The organism is Serratia sp. X10 (assembly GCF_017811775.1).
Taxonomy (GTDB): domain Bacteria; phylum Pseudomonadota; class Gammaproteobacteria; order Enterobacterales; family Enterobacteriaceae; genus Serratia; species Serratia ureilytica.
Genome location: NZ_JAEIOH010000002.1, coordinates 725,474 through 743,723, shown reverse-complemented (window position 1 = coordinate 743,723; position 18,250 = coordinate 725,474). Strand labels below are relative to the sequence as shown.

Genomic DNA, 18,250 nt, shown 5'->3' with positions numbered 1-18,250 from the left:
TGTATGCGAGCGCGATCGGCAGCTGAAGGTACTTAAATCACTATAGATATTCTTTTTATGTATATAGATGGGGTTTTGATTATTAGAGCGAGGATTGCGCGGCCGATCGCACTCTCTCGGCACCTCACAGCAATTGCCCATTGTCTTTGCGGCGCGATTCGCAGCGATGAAAGTCGAGGTTTGAGTCTGTTTCATCGGGTGATTAACGTGAGCTCGGTCACCCAAAGGACGGGCAAATGGAAAACCATCCATCAGAAAATGGCTTCTCACTCCGACATGAGAGAGCGATAGAGCAAACATTGGCAGATATGAACAGCGTGCTGCTTGAGTCGGATCTCTTTATGACTCGTCTGACGGTACAAGACCGGCGCTGGCAAAAAGGCAGAAAAAACGGCCATACGTTAAATTGGCGCTCTCTCTTTAAATATCATGCTCAAATGCCCATAAGTTTCGCTTTTGTCTACCGGCGAATAACCAGCCCGCTGAGCCGTGCAGGCTTTTGTCTGTGCCGTTATCTCCAGGCGGAGAACGTTATCGAACTTGTCGCGCTGGAGAATTTCTCCTTGCGCGAAACGCAACATCCACTGAAAGGCAATATGCTGCGCAACTGCTTGCAGGCTCTGTATCTGTATGGCCTGAACCTGCAAGAGCAGGGGCTGACGCCGGCGTCTCCGCCGGACATGCTGATCAGCCACGCCATTAATCACCGCGTGTTGGCGCTGTATACCCGTCAGGCAGCCTTTGAAGTGATACCCGGTACCATGACATGTAAAACCAGCTTCAACGCACTAAAAAAGTACATACAATCGCTGGAAAAATACGCTGCCAAATGTGATAAGGTGCGTACAAATAACGAGCAAAAAGGAAGCGAAAATGAAAAATAAGGATCTGACCGACCCGACGCTCTCCATTCAAGAGCAAAAACGCATCGCCATAGAGATTTTACGTCAGTACCATCGCTGGGAGATGGCCAACCCTCGTCCACCCGAAGAACTACCGGAATGGGAAGCCATCGGCCCGTTCAGAAAAAGTAAACGTCATCTGATCGAACGTACCGACGACTGATCCCGCATTAGCTCAAAAACAATCCGAGCCGGCAGAGCAATGACGCGCTGTTAAATCTGGTAATCAATCACCGCGTCCAGCTGCGACGAGAAGACCTTGTCTTTTATTTCGGTCAGCGACAGCGTCGGGTTGCACAGTTGGATAAAGCGCCAAGCATAGTTGCGCTGCAGCTGGCTGCGTTTCAGGCCCAGCCATACCGTATTAGGTTCAAACAAATGCTCGGCGTTGAGACTGACCAACCCGCGATCGCGCTCTTTTTCATACGACATGTCCGCCAGCACGCCCACGCCTAACCCCAGCTCGACGTAGGTTTTAATCACGTCGGAGTCCTGCGCGCTGAGCGCGATGTCCGGCGTCAGGCCCGCCGCTTTGAACGCCGCATCCAGCTTCGCGCGCCCGGTAATGCCCTGGCGGTAAGTGATCAGCGGCAAGGTGCTGAGCATCTCCAGCGTCACCTGCGGCTGACGCGTCAACTCGTGCCCTTCCGGCACCAGGATGGTGTGATGCCAGCGGTAGTAAGGGAACGCCGCCAGCGATTCGTCACTCATCAGCCGTTCGCTGGCGATGCCGATATCGGCTTCTCCGGCGGCCAACATCGAGACGATCTCCTCAGGGCTGCCCTGATTGAGCACCACCCGCACCCGCGGATAAAGCGCGCGAAACTCTTTGATCACTCCCGGCAGACTGTAACGCGCCTGAGTGTGCGTCGTTGCGATATGCAGCTGCCCCGAGTCGTTGCTGCTGAAAACGTCCGCCAGGCGACGGATGTTGTTGGCGTCGTTGAGAATGCGCTCCGCCACCACCAGCAGCTCTTTGCCGGGTTCGGTCATGCCCAGCAGCCGTTTGCCGCGGCGAATGAATATTTCGATGCCCAGCTCTTCTTCCAGCTCGCGAATATGCCGACTGACGCCGGACTGCGAGGTAAATAACGTATTGGCGACCTCAGTCAGGTTGTAGTTGCAGCGCGCCGATTCACGAATAATTTTTAATTGTTGAAAGTTCATCCCCGTCTCCCTGTTTCTTCCAGTAGCGTTAGCCATATTGATACGGAGTCCGACGAGTCTGAACAAATAAGAAATAACCTTTACTTATGCAATTTAATACTAAGTCGATCATTCTGCTTCGCAGGTGGGGTGGGAAACTGACAAAAAACGGCTAATGACTTTAAAAATAACGGGATAGATAACCACAATAAAAACATGCCTTCAATCGCTGTGGAAATTAAAGTTATTAAATATAGGCATTAGATATAAAAAAGGGCTCAGCATGCTGAGCCCCTCACCGTTCGCATTCCCGCAGCAGCCTCAGGCGGTGGCCTCACTGCCGATGCCGCCGGTGCGGTTCTGCTGCAGCCATTGCTGTACGCAGCGCACCAGATCGCCGATGCAATCATCCTGCATGCCGTGATGTTTCAACTCGTTATCCAGCGCAAACAGATATTGCGCGTTGGTGCCCAGCGGGCCGCTGGCGCTGGCGATCAATGGCGCGATCACCTGGTAGCTGGTGTCTTCTTCAAACAGCGGATGCTGCGGGTTCATCACGAACACCAACGCAGTAACCTTCTCACCGCCATCCAACTGCAGCTCGCACCAGGTGGGCACGTAACAATCGGTCACCATTTCGCGCTTCCAAAGCAGCTCCAACTCTTCACGCAGCTTGCTTTCCGGCAAACGAAACGCCAGCCCCGTGGTGTGGCCGCCGGCTTTCAACGCCAGCATGCGCCCCGGCTGATGCAGCGTGCCGCGCCCGGCGGTCAAGCGCATGCAGAACGCCCGGTGCCAGCCCTGCAGCGTGGCCGGCCGCACTTCTTCCGATTCGAAAACCGGGTTCCACATCAGCGAACCGTAACCGAATATCCATACGGGGCTGTGATCCGGCCGGCGCGATAAGGTGCAATCCAACGAGGCTGCACGCTGTTCAGGCGTCAGCAACAACGACTCCTCAATAGCGCCGAATGCAGTTTTGCAATCCGCTTTTTGCAGAAAATCTCGCGTTAACACTTATATTACCTCCCGGGAATACGATTTCTCGCCTTCCCTCGCCACTGCTGAACCTTTGATGTTTTATTTTCGGCTGCGGATTTTTATTAATTCAATCACCGCGCCTTATAAGAATGACCTTATTCTTTTCCTGACGTGCAATCAAGTTACAAAGCGGCGTTAAAGTGAAAAAGTATTTGTACTGAGCAGCAATAATATTAATTGCCGGGCTCCACATAATGTCTGCGCGATTTTACTGCGTGATAATTCGTTACTTTTTATGCCAGCGTTCGTCGTCGCCCTTGCGATAGCTTTGCTTGACCGCCGCCCAGGCCACCTTATGCGCCGTCTCTTCCCGGCTGTCATCACCGCGCCGCTCATCGGGATCCCGGTATTGTTGCCAGGCGCTGTTGAACGCTTCTTTATAGATCGCCTGTGCATGTTCCGGCAACACATGCTTAACGTTGTCCGGCAAGTCGTTCGTGCTGTGGTAGGGCATATGGCCTCCCCTTTCAGGATGAGTGAACCTTAAGCCTAGCCCACATGCGGTTTCGTCTCAATTAGCAAACAATTCTCATTATCAAACGACATGTTATACTCACCGCCAAACGAACTATAAGGAGAATCCCGTGACTACCGAAGCCCCTCGCTCACGCGCCCCCTACCTGATCGCCGTCAGCCGCGTACAGGACATTACGCCGCACCTGCGCCGCATTACCTTTACCGCTCCCGATCTGCGTTACTACCCGGCCAATGCCGCCGCTGCACACATCAAAGTCTTTTTGCCGCTCGCCGGCCAGACGCAGCCGGACCTGCCGACGCTGACCGAAAACGGCCCGCGTTGGGCTGCAGACGCCGTGCGCCCGATCGTGCGTACCTATTCCATCCGCGCCGTGCGCCCGGAACTGGCGGAAGTGGACATCGAGTTCGCCATTCATGACCATCAGGGCCCGGCGGTGGACTTTGCACGCCAGGCGAAAGCCGGCGATAAAATCGGCATCAGCAACCCGGGCGGCCCCAAACCGATGCTGCCGGCCGCCGACTTCTACTGCCTGGCGGGCGATCCTTCCTCACTGCCTGCGCTGGCCGCACTGCTGGAAAACCTGCCGCCACACAGTGCCGGACGCGCTTTCGTCCGCGTCGACAGCAACGCTGACGTCATTGACCTGAAGAAACCCGCCGGCGTTGAGGTCAATTGGGTCGTCGGCGGCACGGAGAAGACCGACGAGTTAGTCGCTCGGTTCCGCGCGCAGTCCCTGCCGCAGGGCGAAAGCCACTTCTGGCTCGCCGGTGAAGATCGCCTGGTGGTAGAGCTGCGCCGCTACCTACGTCGCGAACGTCAATGCGATCGTAATCGTCTTTATGCCGTACCTTACTGGCGTGAGGGGCTAAATGAAGAGGGTTACCACAATAAACGGCATGAAATCATGGATAACATTGACGACTGACGGTCTCATTTTCCTTGATTAACCACGAGCTAAACAAGTAAACACGACTTTTCTCAAATCTAACGCTAAAAATTGGCATTATTGCGTAAAAGTAAGTAAATAAAACCGCACCCCGTGCGGTTTTTTTGCTACCCTGATCACATAAGCAAGCAATTGCTTTCTCAGATAAAACAACATCACACCGGCGCCGCGGGTGTATCCTAATATAAAATACCTACTGGAAACGCAACGTTGCCGTATCACGGCGACCGGCGCTGACGGGCTACGCTGTTTGAGAAGGAGTGCCACCCTCATGAAGTCGCAACACGATCCTGGCCGATCCACCAAATCTCGCCACACCGAATACTCGCTGATCTTCCCTATCGCCGCGCTGGTGGTGTTAAATCTTTGGGGCAGCACCGATAACTTTCCGCTGATCGTCGGCATCAATATTCTCGCGCTGGTGGGGATCCTCAGCAGCGCCTTCAGCGTGGTGCGCCACGCCGACGTGCTGGCTCACCGATTGGGCGAACCCTACGGCTCGCTGATCCTCAGTTTGTCCGTCGTGATCCTCGAAGTCAGCCTGATTTCCGCGCTGATGGCCACCGGCGACGCCGCGCCGGCGCTGATGCGCGACACGCTGTACTCCATCATCATGATCGTTTCCGCCGGCCTGGTCGGCTTTGCGCTGCTGCTCGGCGGGCGCAAGTTCGCCACCCAGTACGTCAACCTGGGCGGCATCAAACAGTATCTGATGGCGATTTTCCCGCTGGCGGTGATCGTGCTGGTGTTCCCGAGCGCGCTGCCAGGCGGCAACTTCAGCACCGGGCAAGCGCTGCTGGTGGCGTTGATCTCCGCCGCCATGTATGGCGTGTTCCTGGTGATCCAGACCAAAACCCACCAGAGCCTGTTCGTGTACGAGCATGAAGACGACGATGGCGATCCGCACCACGGCAAGCCCTCTTCGCACAGCAGCGCCTGGCACGCCGCCTGGCTCATCGTGCACCTGATCGCGGTTATCGCCGTCACCAAGTTCAACGCCAATCCGCTGGAAGGCCTGCTGACCAAGATGAATGCACCCGCGCAGTTCACCGGTTTCCTGGTGGCGCTGTTGATCCTGTCGCCGGAAGGGTTGGGCGCGCTACGCGCCGTGTTGAACAATCAGGTGCAACGCGCCATGAACCTGTTCTTCGGTTCGGTGCTGGCGACCATCTCCCTGACGGTGCCGGCGGTGACCATCATCGCTACTCTGACCGGGCAGACGCTGATCTTCGGCCTGCAAACGCCGCATATCGTGGTGATGTTGACGGTGTTGCTGCTGTGCCAGCTGTCGTTCTCGACCGGCCGCACCAACGTGCTGAACGGCACCGCCCACCTGGCACTGTTCGCCGCCTACATGATGACTATCTTCGCCTGATCAAAAAGGGGCGCACTCTGTGCGCCCCTGCCTTCGTTATACCGAGAAGAATATCGCCGCGGCGATCCCCCCGAACAAAATCCACTTGATGATGTAATAACCGGTGCGGTTCCAGGCCTTCAGGCGTTTCCCCACCCGGCGTATCGCATAGATGTATTTGAACATCTTGTTGACGCCGCCGGTGCGATCGCCCTCTTCATTCGGCGCGGTGGCGGCGCTCATCAGGTTGCGCCCCAGCCAGTGATTCACCGCCTGTGCCCAGCGGTAGCGCATCGGCCGTTCGATGTCGCAGAACAGGATCAGACGATTCTGCCCGCTCTGATTTTCCGCGTAGTGCAGATAGGTTTCATCGAACATCACCCCTTCACCGTCGCGCCAGCTGTAGCGCTCACCGTCCACCTCAATGAAGCAGCGGTCATCGTTGGGGGTAATCAACCCCAGGTGATAACGCAGCGAACCGGCGTAAGGGTCGCGGTGACGCGGCAAACGGCTGCCGTCCGGCAGTTCGGCGAACATCGCCGCCTTGACCGAAGGCAGGCTGCGCAGCAGTTCCGTGGTCTGCGGGCACAGGGTCATGGCGGAAGGATGGCTGTCTTCATACCATTTCAGATAAAAGCGTTTCCAACCGGTCTTGAAGAACGAGTTGAAACCGGCATCGTTGAATTGATCGGACGCTTTGATCTGCTGGATCTCCATCAGCTTCTGTCCTTCGTCGCGGATGGTTTCCCAGTTCTCCCGCAGTACCGCCAGCTCAGGGAACTGCTCCGGCTTCAGGTACGGCGTAGTCGGCACACGAGAAAACAGATACATGAAGACGTTCAGCGGTGCGGTAAAGGTGGAATGGTCAGACAGCTGACGCCACACGTTGTAGCGCACCCGTCCGCGGTAATGCACATAGACGACGCATAAAATAAGCAAAAGCAGAATGATGTATTTCATGTTTGAATCGCAGCAAGGAACCCACACTCAATGCGCCGCGCGGCGCACACCCCAGAAAATGTCCTTTTGGCGGCGCACGCAAACTGCGCGCCAATCTGGAACCCATTAATCATTAACGCTAACTCAACGAAAATCTATACAGAAAACCACAATAATTTACACAAAGGTTAAACGAGAGGGGAAATGGGGGGCAAGAAAAAGGCCGCCGAAGCGGCCTTTCCATTAGCGGATAGGTTAACTGTAAGCGTTGAGCGTGCGCTGGCACAAAGCGGAGCGTACGCAGTCCTGTTTTTCAAAGCGGATGACGCCGATCATCTCGTCCTCTTCGAAGCGCTCCAGGGCATCGCTGAGGCCGGATTTTACGCCGCGCGGCAGGTCGCACTGGGTCACGTCGCCGTTAACGATAACCGTCACGTTTTCTCCCAGGCGGGTCAGGAACATTTTCATCTGGCTGGCGGTCACGTTCTGGGCTTCATCCAGGATAACGACCGCATTTTCGAAGGTGCGTCCGCGCATATAAGCGAACGGCGCAATCTCTACCTTGCCGATTTCCGGCCGCAGGCAGTACTGCATAAAGGAAGAGCCCAAACGGCGCACCAGAATGTCATACACCGGGCGGAAATAAGGGGCGAACTTCTCGGAGATATCCCCCGGCAAGAAACCGAGGTCTTCATCCGCCTGCAAAACAGGACGGGTAACGATAATCCGATCCACCTCTTTATGGATCAGCGCCTCCGCCGCCTTGGCGGCGCTGATAAATGTTTTGCCGCAGCCGGCTTCGCCGGTGGCGAAGATCAGCTGCTTATTCTCTATGGCTGATAAGTAATGACCCTGAGCTTCGGTTCTAGCCTCGATGGGTGAGCTATCGCGCTTGTCTCGCGCCATGCCGATAGACTCGACTCCCCCCATTTGCACCAGCGAGGTCACAGACTCTTCTTCCAGCTGGCGATGACTACGAGCGTCACGACGAATAACGCGTTTCGCTTCACGACGTGCTTTGATCACTGCTTTCTGTCTACCCATAGTGGCACCTTACAGTTTGTTTCACCTACCGCAACGGCCAGGCCGCGCGATTATGTTTCACACACGTATTAGGTTTTGGCCTCCTCCGAGCCAATAAGAGCCAAGGGACAATGTGAATTGACGGCAACGTTTAAGCGCCGTTGCTTCACGGGACAACGCGGACTGCATCAATAAACGTGGAGTAAAAAGTGGTGAGATTCGGTAGCGATAAGAGTGCGGAGTTGCCGGTAAAAGAGAGTCGGAGAGAGAACCCTCGTTACAACGAGAAATCAGGGGAGATGTGTTATTTTTTCTTTCCAGCCCAACCAAGGACTTTACCATTAGCGATCCCCGCAGTGATATTTACAGCTTCAAGCTGTGCACCGTGTGAAAACTACCGCCAGATGATTACAGTATAATGACATTCAATCCTGTCGCGTTACTAAAATGTAAAAAAATTTTATATGTTTTGTTTTTAGTTATCGCTAAAACACTATATCACGTGCGACACGTCATTCCATAAAAAATTTTAACATATAAATTTCAATGAATTACAATTAAAAACCGCGAATGACACTTTGGTTTCCTGATTAAATTTTGCACAACCCGAAATCGCGGGCGGTACGCACTTTTTAATCCATAGGCCAGGTGTCGAATTGACTTTTGACGCTCAATCTTCCGTACGGCAGGCAAAACAAAGTAAAACGAGGCAGGCGAACCCGCCTCGTCATTTCGGGTTCAGGCCTTGAGCAAGCCGCTGGCCAAATAATCGCCGCGTTCTTTCACGCCCGGCAGCACGAAGAAATACCCACCGCCAATCGGCTTGATGTATTCCTCCAGCGCTTCGCCGTTCAGCCTTTTTTGCACCGTCAGGAAGCCTTTCTCCAGATCGGCCTGATAGCAGACGAACAGCAGCCCCATTTCCAGCTGGCCGGCATTGGAGACGCCAAGCGAATAGCTGTAGCCGCGTCGCAGCATCAGATTGCTTTGGCTTTCCGGCGTGCGTGGGTTAGCCAAGCGAATGTGCGCGTCCATCGGGATCACCTTGCCGTCGGGATCGTTCGCGTAATTCGGCTCGTCATGTTCATGCTTCATGCCCAGCGGCGCCCCGCTGTGCTTCTCGCGGCCGAAAATGGTTTCCTGCTCCTGCAGCGGCGTGCGATCCCAAAACTCGACGCGGAAACGAATAATGCGCGCGGCCTGATAGCTGCCGCCCGCCGTCCACGCCGGCTCGCCGACGTTGTCACCGACCCATACCACCTTATCCATCAGCGGCTTGTCGTCGGTTTTCGGGTTAGCGGTGCCGTCTTTGAAGCCCAACAGGTTAATCGGCGTCTCTTTGCCTTTGCTGCGCGCCGCATGCGCGGAGATAAACCCTTCCCGTTTCCAGCGCACGCTGAGCAGATCCGGCGAATGCTTGATGACGTCGCGCAGTGCGTGAATCACCGTTTCATTGGTGTTGGCGCAGATCTGCAGCAGCAGATCACCATGGCACAGCCCGGCGTCCAACGCATCGTTGGGGAAGCGTGTCATCTTCTGCAACCGCAGCGGCTTGTGCGCCTGCAGGCCAAAGCGCTCGTCGAACAGCGAGGCACCGACCGAGACGGTGACGGTCAGATTGTCCGGGTAAATCTCCGGCCCCATGATGCCGGAATCGAGCGGCGGTAGCTTGGCATCCACCTCCGGCGCCTTGCCGCCATGGGTCAGGAAAGCGATGCGATCGGTCAGCAGCCTAAACAGACGCTCCAGATCCGCTTTGCTGGTCGCCAGCACGTCGAACGCCACCAGCATCATCGCCGCCTGTTGCGGGGTCAGCACCCCAGCCTGATGGCGGCCATAAAACGGCTGTTTCTGCCAGCGCTCATCCTGCGGCATCGCCAACGGCTCCGCCGCGTTACCCGCCGCCTGCGCCAGGCGGCTGCCGCCCAGTGCCAGCGCGCCCAGCCCCAACCCTTGCAGCAAACGGCGCCGCGAAGGCGATGCCGCCCCCTGCGATTGCGGATGCGGCCCGTTATTCGGGCCTGCCTTGTTGCTCATAACCGTATGCCTCAGTCCAGACCCAATACGCCACGCAGTTGGGAAAGATCTTCCGCCAGCGTGGTGATCGGCCCTTTCAACGCATTGCGATCGGCATCGGTCAGCTTCTCATAGGACTCATAACCCTCTTTGGTTTGGTACTTCGCCAAAATGGTGTCCACGGTTTTGAAGTTGGCGTCAATTTTGTCCAACAGCGGTTTATTGGCCTTAACCAGCAGCGGGCGCAGCAGATTGACTATCTTTTGCGCGCCGTCGACGTTGGCCTGGAAGTCCCACAAATCGGTGCGGCTGTAACGGTCTTCTTCACCGCTGATCTTGCTGGCCGCCACCTCTTCGATCAGCCCAGCTGCGCCACCCACCACCTTGCTCGGCGGGAAGGTCAGTTCACTCACGCGCTTTTGCAGCTCTACGGTATCGTGGTACAGGCGATCGGCGTAGGCACCCATGTCTTTGGTGGAATTGTCGGCAAACAGCGCCTTCTCCAGACGGTGGAAGCCGGTGAAGTTCGGATCCGCCGATTTCTTCTCGTAGTCGTCTTCGCGGGCGTCGATGCTGCCGTCCAGATCGGAGAACAGCTCGGCGATCGGCTCGATGCGCTCATAGTGCTGGCGGGTCGGCGCATACAGCTTGCGCGCTTGTTCCACGTTGCCGGCCTTCACCGCGTCGGTGAACAGCTTGGTCTGTTTCACCAACCCATCGACCTCTTTGGTGACGTAGACCTTGTATTCGGCGATCGGGCCGACCAGGTCCAGCGCGTTCGGCTTGCCGTCGGTGGCGCCGCCGGCCGCTGCGGTGACAGTCAGTTTGCCTTTCGGATTGCTCAGCAGCCCGCAGGTCATGTCATATTCGCCCGCTTCCAGCGTGGCGGTCATTTTCTGGGTAAAGCCCGGCGCGATGTTCTCGCGCTCTTCCACCACCATCACCCCTTTCAGGATTTCCCATTCGACGTTTTTCTGGCTGGTGTTGTGCACCACAAACTGCGTTTTGCCGGCCGGCACCGTCAGCTGCATCGGTTCGCACTGCTTGTCGTTGACCGTGACCTTGACCTGCGGCACCTCCGCCGCCAAGGCGTCGATGCTCAGCGCAAACGCCGGGATAGCCAGTAATGCTGCGTGCAACGCCTTGCGGCGAAATAACGGAGTAGACATACGAGATTCCCTATTAAACATTAATGATTGATTTTACGTTGCGCCGGGGCCGCTGCCGGCGCCGCGCGCTGCGGCAGAAAGAAGAAAATCAGCGCCGGGATCAAATACAGGAAGTAGACCGCCACTTCGCTGACCGTCGGCGCTTCCTGATAACCGAGAATGCCTTCCAGCAGGGTGCCGAACAGCGAATGGGTCGACAGGGTGCTGCTGAAATCGAAGGTGATGTCCTGAAAGTGGTTCCACAGACCGGCTTCGTGGAAGGCGCGGATCGCCCCGGCGGCCAGCCCGGCGGCGACGAACAGAATGAACAGGCTGGTCCATTTGAAGAATTTGGCCAGATGCAGCTTCACCCCGCCCCAGTAAATCATCATGCCCAGCACAATGGCGGCGACCAGGCCAAGCACCGCGCCGATCGGCGCTGCGGCGCCCACGTCTTGCTGAAACGCCGCCAGCAGGAAGAACACCGACTCCAGCCCTTCGCGCGCCACGGCGAAGAACACCATCGCCACCAGCGCCCAACCCTGTCCTTTACCGGCGCTGAGCGCCTGATCGATCGCCCCTTCCAGATGCACCTTGACCGACCTGGAGACTTTGCGCATCCAGAACACCATATAGGTGAGGATCAGCACCGCCACCCCCGCCACGATGCCTTCGAACAGCTCCTGCTGTTTCTGCGGGAACTCGCCGGTGGTCTCATTGATGAAGATGCCGAGCGCCAGACACAGCGCCGCCGCGACAATCACGCCGATCCACACCGCGCCCAACCATTGGCTGCGCTGCGTGCGCTTCAGGTAGCTGGCGATCAGGCTGACGATCAGCGCAGCCTCCAGCCCCTCACGGAACATGATAAGAAAGGGAACGAACATGAATAATCACCCCTGAAAAGACCGCGGCGACAGAGAAAACCGGCTCACAATGAGCCGCGGCGAGTATGTAAAGAAACGTAAAATACAACGAGAGTGATTATCATTCTGCCAAGAAGAAATACAAGAGGCACAAGCGTGATTTTTTCTAATCAAATGTCGCCAGGTGTTACAGCTGAATGACAGTGACGAACAGGCAAAAAGAAGGGGCGCTCTGAGCGCCCCTTGCTGACTGACAGTGAACGGCGTTATACCGTTTTGTACTCGGCTTCCGCCTGATCGAAACGTTCGGTCATGGTGGAAGACGGCTGGCGGCCCATCAGGCTCACCACCACAATGGCCAGGCAGCCCAGGATGAAGCCCGGGATGATTTCGTACAGGCCCAGCCATGCGTACTGTTTCCAGACGATAACCGTCACCGCGCCGACCAACATGCCGGCCAGCGCGCCGTTGCGGGTCATGCGCGACCACATCACCGAGATCAGCACAACCGGACCGAAGGCGGCGCCGAAACCGGCCCAGGCGTAGCTCACCAGGCCCAGCACGCGGTTCTCCGGGTTGGCCGCCAGCGCGATGGCGACCAACGCCACCACCAGCACCATGACGCGGCCGACCCACACCAGTTCACGCTGGCTGGCGCCTTTGCGCAGGAACGCTTTATACAGATCTTCGGTGATTGCGCTGGAACAGACCAGCAGCTGGCAGCTCAGGGTACTCATAACCGCCGCCAAAATCGCCGACAGCAGCACGCCCGCCACCCATGGGTTGAACAGCAGCATCGCCAGCTCGATGAACACGCGCTCGCCGTTCTGCGACACGTTGCCGGCCTGATCAGGGTTGTTGGCAAAGTAAGCGATGCCGAAGAAACCGACGGCGATGGTGCCGGCCAGGCACAGGATCATCCAGGTCATGCTGATGCGGCGCGCGCTGCGGATGGTGCGGTGAGAATCCGCCGCCATGAAACGCGCCAGGATGTGCGGCTGGCCAAAGTAGCCCAGGCCCCACCCCAGCAGCGACAGGATGGCGACGAAGTTCAGCCCCTTCAGCATATCGAGGTTGGCCGGGTTCTGCGCCTGGATCACCAGCATCGAGGTATCGATGCCGCCGACGGCGAAGATCACGATCACCGGGGTCAGGATCAGCGCGAAAATCATCAGGCTGGCCTGCACGGTGTCGGTCCAGCTCACCGCCAGGAAACCGCCGATGAAGGTGTACAGGATGGTCGCCGCGGCGCCGGCCCACAGGGCGGTTTCGTAGCTCATGCCGAAGGTGCTTTCGAACAGACGCGCGCCGGCCACGATGCCGGAGGCGCAGTAAATGGTGAAGAACACCAGGATGACGATGGCCGAGATCACCCGCAGCAGCTTGCTGTTGTCTTCAAAACGGCTGGTGAAATAATCCGGCAGCGTCAGGGCATTGTTGTTGGCTTCGGTATGCACGCGCAGCCTTCCTGCCACCAGCTTCCAGTTCAGGTAAGCGCCGACGGTCAGGCCGATGGCGATCCAGCTTTCGGAGATGCCGGAGAGGAAGATGGCGCCCGGCAGGCCCATCAACAGCCAGCCGCTCATGTCGGAAGCGCCGGCGGACAGCGCGGTCACCACGCTGCCCAGACTGCGGCCGCCGAGAATATAGTCATCAAAGTTATTGGTTGCCCGGTAGGCAAGCAGGCCGATCAGCACCATCCCGAAAATGTATACCAGGAAGGTCACCAGCATAGGTGTGCTCATTGTCATTTAATTCTCCACTTTCATTATTATTCGCGTTTCGCTCCGGCCAAGCCGGCGCCGGTAAACCCACGCGCAATGCATTTCACTGGCCGCCGCGCCGGAACGTGGCGCAGCCTGCGAGCAAGTGCAGGTAAAATAGTTTCTGCCCGTAATTGTTGACCGTCGGTTATCCTAGATGAGCCTTTCATCAACCAACAAGATATTTAACAACAAAGTTACACAAAGTTTACCCTGCGTCACATTTACCGGGTTCAAAGGTTGCACTCACGACAAGCAAAATGAGTTGCACCCTGTCATTACCCTTATATACCGCAAGGTAAAGCGTCTGCGGCATCATTAACCCCGCCGCGTTCGCTCAATAACGCAACATTCGTGCCAACTGCCCGTGTTAAAAAATCGATGAAACTCACACTTCGCTCATCCGCCTGATTTAACAAGGTTGCACAAAGTTGCAACATGCAGGATATTGTCTGCATTCTTAACACCACACATCTCACGAACCTATCCCAACAGGCTTTCCGGCCTGCTGTTTGTCTAGCCTGATGGGATAGGTTCTAAACACAGGAGTTGGACAGGCATGGGCACTACCACAATGGGCGTGAAACTCGACGAGGCAACACGCGACCGGATCAAGAGCGCCGCGCAGCGCATCGATCGCACGCCGCACTGGCTCATCAAGCAGGCCATCTTTAATTACCTCGAGCGTCTCGAGAGCGGTACCGATATTCCTGAAATTCCAGCGCTGGCCGCAGCGGGCCAGCCTGAAGCGGACGACATTATGCCGCAAGCGCAGGAAGAGTCACACCAGCCATTCCTCGATTTCGCCGAACAAATTCTGCCGCAGTCGGTGACCCGCGCCGCCATCACCGCCGCGTATCGCCGCCCGGAGACCGAAGCGGTGCCGATGTTGCTCGAACAGGCGCGATTACCCGCCGATCTTGCACAGGCTACTCACAAAATGGCCTATGGCATTGCCGAGAAGTTGCGTAACCAAAAAAGTGCAAACGGCCGCGCCGGCATGGTGCAAGGCCTGCTGCAAGAGTTCTCCCTCTCCTCGCAGGAAGGCGTGGCGCTGATGTGCCTGGCGGAAGCGCTGCTGCGCATTCCGGACAAACCGACCCGCGATGCCCTGATCCGCGACAAGATCAGCAACGGCAACTGGCACTCGCACCTGGGGCGCAGCCCGTCGCTGTTCGTCAACGCCGCCACCTGGGGCCTGCTGTTTACCGGCAAGCTGGTGTCGACCCATAACGAAGCCAATCTGTCCCGCTCGCTGAACCGCATTATCAGCAAGAGTGGCGAGCCGCTGATCCGCAAAGGCGTGGACATGGCGATGCGCCTGATGGGCGAACAGTTCGTGACCGGCGAAACCATCGCCGAAGCGCTGGCCAACGCGCGCAAGCTGGAAGAAAAAGGCTTCCGCTACTCCTACGACATGCTGGGGGAAGCCGCCCTGACCGAAGCCGACGCCCAGGCCTACCTGGTTTCCTATCAGCAGGCGATCCACGCCATCGGCAAAGCCTCCAACGGCCGCGGCATCTATGAAGGCCCCGGCATCTCCATCAAGCTATCCGCCCTGCACCCGCGCTACAGCCGCGCGCAGTACGAACGCGTGATGGAAGAGCTTTACCCGCGCCTGCTGTCGCTGACCCTGCAGGCACGCCAGTACGATATCGGCATCAATATCGACGCCGAAGAGGCCGACCGTCTGGAGATCTCGCTCGATCTGCTCGAGAAGCTGTGCTTCGAACCGCAGTTGGCCGGCTGGAACGGTATCGGCTTCGTGATTCAGGCCTACCAGAAACGTTGTCCGTTCGCCATCGACGCAGTGATCGACATGGCGCAACGCAGCCGCCGTCGCCTGATGATACGTCTGGTGAAAGGCGCCTACTGGGACAGCGAAATCAAACGCGCCCAGATGGACGGCCTGGAAGGCTACCCGGTATACACCCGCAAGGTGTACACCGACGTTTCCTATCTGGCCTGCGCCCGCAAGCTGCTGTCGGTGCCGAACCTGATCTATCCGCAGTTCGCGACCCACAACGCCCATACGCTGAGCGCCATTTATCACCTGGCCGGCAACAACTACTACCCTGGTCAGTATGAGTTCCAGTGCCTGCACGGCATGGGTGAACCGCTGTACGAACAGGTGGTGGGCAAAGTGGCCGACGGCAAACTGAACCGCCCTTGCCGCATCTACGCGCCGGTCGGCACCCATGAAACGCTGCTGGCTTACCTGGTGCGCCGCCTGTTGGAAAACGGCGCCAATACCTCGTTCGTCAACCGCATCGCCGACGCCACCCTGCCACTCGACGAGCTGGTGGCCGATCCGGTCAGCGCCGTGGAAGCGCTGGCGGCCAGCGAAGGTCAAATTGGCCTGCCGCATCCGCGCATCCCGCTGCCGCGCGAGCTGTACGGCGAGAAGCGCACCAACTCCAGCGGTCTGGATCTGTCCAACGAACAGCGTCTGGCTTCGCTGTCCAGCGCCCTGCTCACCAGCGCCAGCCATCCATGGCGCGCGGAACCGATCATCGACGCCGAGTTGGATCAGGGCGTCGAACAGCCGGTGATTAACCCGGCCGAGCCGGGCGATGTGGTCGGCTACGTGCGTGAAGCCACCGAAGGCGAAGTCAGCCGCGCGCTCGACGCCGCCGCGGCCGCCGGCCCAATCTGGTTCGCGACACCGCCGACGGAGCGCGCCGCGATCCTCGAACGCGCCGCCGAGCTGATGGAAAGCCAGCTGCAAAGCCTGCTGGGCATTCTGGTGCGCGAAGCGGGTAAAACCTTCAACAACGCCATCGCCGAAGTGCGTGAAGCGGTCGATTTCCTGCACTACTACGCCGGCCAGGTGCGCGACGATTTCGCCAACGACAGCCACCGCCCGCTGGGCCCGGTGGTCTGCATCAGCCCGTGGAACTTCCCGCTGGCGATCTTCACCGGCCAAATCGCCGCCGCGCTGGCGGCGGGCAACAGCGTGCTGGCCAAACCGGCCGAGCAAACGCCGCTGGTGGCCGCGCAGGCGGTGCGTATCCTGCTGGAAGCCGGCATTCCGCAAGGCGTGCTGCAGCTGCTGCCGGGCCAGGGTGAAACCGTCGGCTCAACGCTGGTTAACGACGCCCGCGTCCGCGGCGTGATGTTTACCGGCTCCACCGACGTCGCCGGCATTCTGCAGCGCAGCATCGCCGGCCGTCTGGATCCGCAAGGCCGCCCGACGCCACTGATCGCCGAAACCGGCGGCCTGAACGCCATGATCGTCGACTCCTCCGCCCTGACCGAACAGGTGGTGACCGACGTGGTGGCCTCCGCCTTCGACAGCGCCGGCCAGCGTTGCTCCGCGCTGCGTATCCTGTGCATTCAGGAAGACGTGGCCGAGCACACGCTGCAAATGCTGCGCGGCGCGATGGCCGAATGCCGCATGGGCAACCCGGAACGCCTGTCTACCGACGTGGGCCCGGTGATCGACGCCGAAGCCAAAACCGGCATCGAACGCCACATCCAGGCGATGCGCGCAAAAGGCCGCAAGGTGTACCAGGCCGCCAAAGGCAGCGCGCAGGATGAAAAAGAGTGGGCGCGCGGCACCTTCATCAAGCCGACGCTGATCGAGCTCGACAGCTTCGACGAGCTGCAGAAAGAGATCTTCGGCCCGGTGCTGCACGTGGTGCGCTTCCAGCGCAACAATCTGGACGCGCTGGTCGATCAGATCAACGCCGCCGGTTATGGCCTGACGCTGGGCATTCACACCCGTATCGATGAAACCATCGCCCGGGTGACCGAACGCGCCAAGGTCGGCAACCTGTACGTCAACCGCAACATGGTCGGCGCAGTGGTCGGCGTACAGCCGTTCGGCGGCGAAGGCCTGTCGGGCACCGGCCCGAAAGCCGGCGGCCCGCTGTACCTGTACCGTCTGCTGGCCAACCGTCCGGACGACGCGCTGCAACGTACGCTGCACCGTCAGGACGAAGAGCGCCCGATGGAAGCCACCGCGCGGCCGCAGCTGCTGGGCGCGCTGCAATCGCTGGAGAAGTGGGCGGTCACCAGCCAACAAGGCGAACTGGCGGCATTGGCGCAACGCTATGCGGAACTGGGCCAGGGCGGCACCGTACGTCCGCTGCCGGGCCCGACCGGCGAGCGCAATACCTATGCCCTGCTGCCGCGTGAACGCGTGCTGTGCCTGGCGGATAACGAAACCGACGCGCTGATCCAACTGGCCGCCGTGCTGGCGGTTGGCAGCTGCGCGCTGTGGCCGGAAGCGGAACTGCAACGTAATCTGTTCCGCCGCTTGCCGAACGATGTGCAGGCGCGCATCGCCTTCAGCAAAGACTGGCAGCAGGACAAGGTCGAGTTCGACGCCGCCATCTACCACGGCGATGCCGACCAGCTGCGCACCCTGTGCGAGCAGATCGCCCAGCGCGGCGGCGCCATCGTCTCGGTACAGGGCTTCGCCCACGGTGAAACCAACATCTTGTTGGAACGCCTGCTGATCGAACGTTCCCTGAGCGTCAACACCGCCGCCGCCGGCGGTAACGCCAGCCTGATGACCATCGGTTAACGCATCCTCAAGGCTGCACGCGTTGCAGCCTGATGGGCTTACCGCTACGCAAACCCTGCACGAGTGCAGGGTTTTTTATTGTCCGCAGCCCGCTCAA

Annotated in this window: 14 protein-coding genes; 5 read left to right on the top strand and 9 right to left on the bottom strand. The window is 58.3% G+C overall.

Features of this window, described 5'->3' with window-relative positions:
* Positions 1-236: 236 nt before the first annotated feature.
* Entirely contained in the window at positions 237-884 is a 648-nt protein-coding gene (locus tag J9788_RS08925; protein WP_182264275.1) for a hypothetical protein, read from the top strand.
* Positions 874-1,065 (top strand): hypothetical protein, encoded by a 192-nt coding sequence (locus J9788_RS08920; protein ID WP_033643456.1) that lies wholly within the window; start codon positions 874-876, stop codon positions 1,063-1,065. Before J9788_RS08925 ends, J9788_RS08920 begins: the two co-directional genes overlap by 11 nt.
* 50 nt (positions 1,066-1,115) lie before the next feature.
* On the opposite strand, the gene cbl is transcribed toward J9788_RS08920, so the two are convergent.
* The 3 genes from cbl to chaB form a co-directional block, all read right to left on the bottom strand.
* A complete protein-coding gene (gene cbl, locus J9788_RS08915) occupies positions 1,116-2,069 on the bottom strand; it encodes an HTH-type transcriptional regulator Cbl (protein WP_033634950.1) in 954 nt (317 codons plus the stop codon).
* 300 nt (positions 2,070-2,369) lie between these two features.
* Positions 2,370-3,065 (bottom strand): gamma-glutamylcyclotransferase, encoded by a 696-nt coding sequence (locus J9788_RS08910; RefSeq protein WP_033643457.1) that lies wholly within the window; start codon positions 3,063-3,065, stop codon positions 2,370-2,372.
* 250 nt (positions 3,066-3,315) lie between these two features.
* A complete protein-coding gene (gene chaB / locus J9788_RS08905; RefSeq protein WP_033643458.1) occupies positions 3,316-3,543 on the bottom strand; it encodes a putative cation transport regulator ChaB in 228 nt (75 codons plus the stop codon).
* Between the two features lie 130 nt (positions 3,544-3,673).
* On the opposite strand from chaB, the gene J9788_RS08900 reads away from it, so the two are divergent.
* Positions 3,674-4,492 (top strand): siderophore-interacting protein, encoded by an 819-nt coding sequence (locus J9788_RS08900; RefSeq protein ID WP_182264274.1) that lies wholly within the window; start codon positions 3,674-3,676, stop codon positions 4,490-4,492.
* 292 nt (positions 4,493-4,784) lie between these two features.
* The gene (gene chaA / locus J9788_RS08895) at positions 4,785-5,888 is read left to right on the top strand and encodes a sodium-potassium/proton antiporter ChaA (RefSeq protein WP_025303229.1); all 1,104 of its coding nucleotides are present in this window, start codon (positions 4,785-4,787) and stop codon (positions 5,886-5,888) included.
* A 36-nt stretch (positions 5,889-5,924) separates the two neighbouring features.
* Here the strand turns inward: chaA and lpxO are convergent, their stop codons facing one another.
* From lpxO to putP, 6 genes are all read right to left on the bottom strand, one after another.
* On the bottom strand, positions 5,925-6,827 hold the full coding sequence (gene lpxO / locus J9788_RS08890) for a lipid A hydroxylase LpxO (protein WP_015378219.1): 903 nt from the start codon (positions 6,825-6,827) through the stop codon (positions 5,925-5,927).
* Positions 6,828-7,061: 234 nt separating this feature from the next.
* The gene (phoH, locus tag J9788_RS08885; RefSeq protein WP_015378226.1) at positions 7,062-7,850 is read right to left on the bottom strand and encodes a phosphate starvation-inducible protein PhoH; all 789 of its coding nucleotides are present in this window, start codon (positions 7,848-7,850) and stop codon (positions 7,062-7,064) included.
* Positions 7,851-8,567: 717 nt separating this feature from the next.
* On the bottom strand, positions 8,568-9,866 hold the full coding sequence (efeB, locus tag J9788_RS08880; protein WP_182264273.1) for an iron uptake transporter deferrochelatase/peroxidase subunit: 1,299 nt from the start codon (positions 9,864-9,866) through the stop codon (positions 8,568-8,570).
* 11 nt (positions 9,867-9,877) lie between these two features.
* Positions 9,878-11,014 carry an iron uptake system protein EfeO gene (gene efeO, locus J9788_RS08875; protein WP_182264272.1) on the bottom strand — a complete coding sequence of 379 codons (1,137 nt, stop codon included), beginning with the start codon at positions 11,012-11,014 and terminating at the stop codon, positions 9,878-9,880.
* A gap of 20 nt (positions 11,015-11,034) precedes the next feature.
* Complete coding sequence (gene efeU / locus J9788_RS08870) at positions 11,035-11,880, bottom strand: iron uptake transporter permease EfeU (RefSeq protein WP_182264271.1); 846 nt, start codon at positions 11,878-11,880, stop codon at positions 11,035-11,037.
* Between the two features lie 245 nt (positions 11,881-12,125).
* A complete protein-coding gene (gene putP / locus J9788_RS08865; RefSeq protein WP_182264270.1) occupies positions 12,126-13,610 on the bottom strand; it encodes a sodium/proline symporter PutP in 1,485 nt (494 codons plus the stop codon).
* Between the two features lie 571 nt (positions 13,611-14,181).
* On the opposite strand from putP, the gene putA reads away from it, so the two are divergent.
* Positions 14,182-18,153 carry a trifunctional transcriptional regulator/proline dehydrogenase/L-glutamate gamma-semialdehyde dehydrogenase gene (gene putA, locus J9788_RS08860; RefSeq protein ID WP_046896608.1) on the top strand — a complete coding sequence of 1,324 codons (3,972 nt, stop codon included), beginning with the start codon at positions 14,182-14,184 and terminating at the stop codon, positions 18,151-18,153.
* Positions 18,154-18,250: the final 97 nt, after the last annotated feature.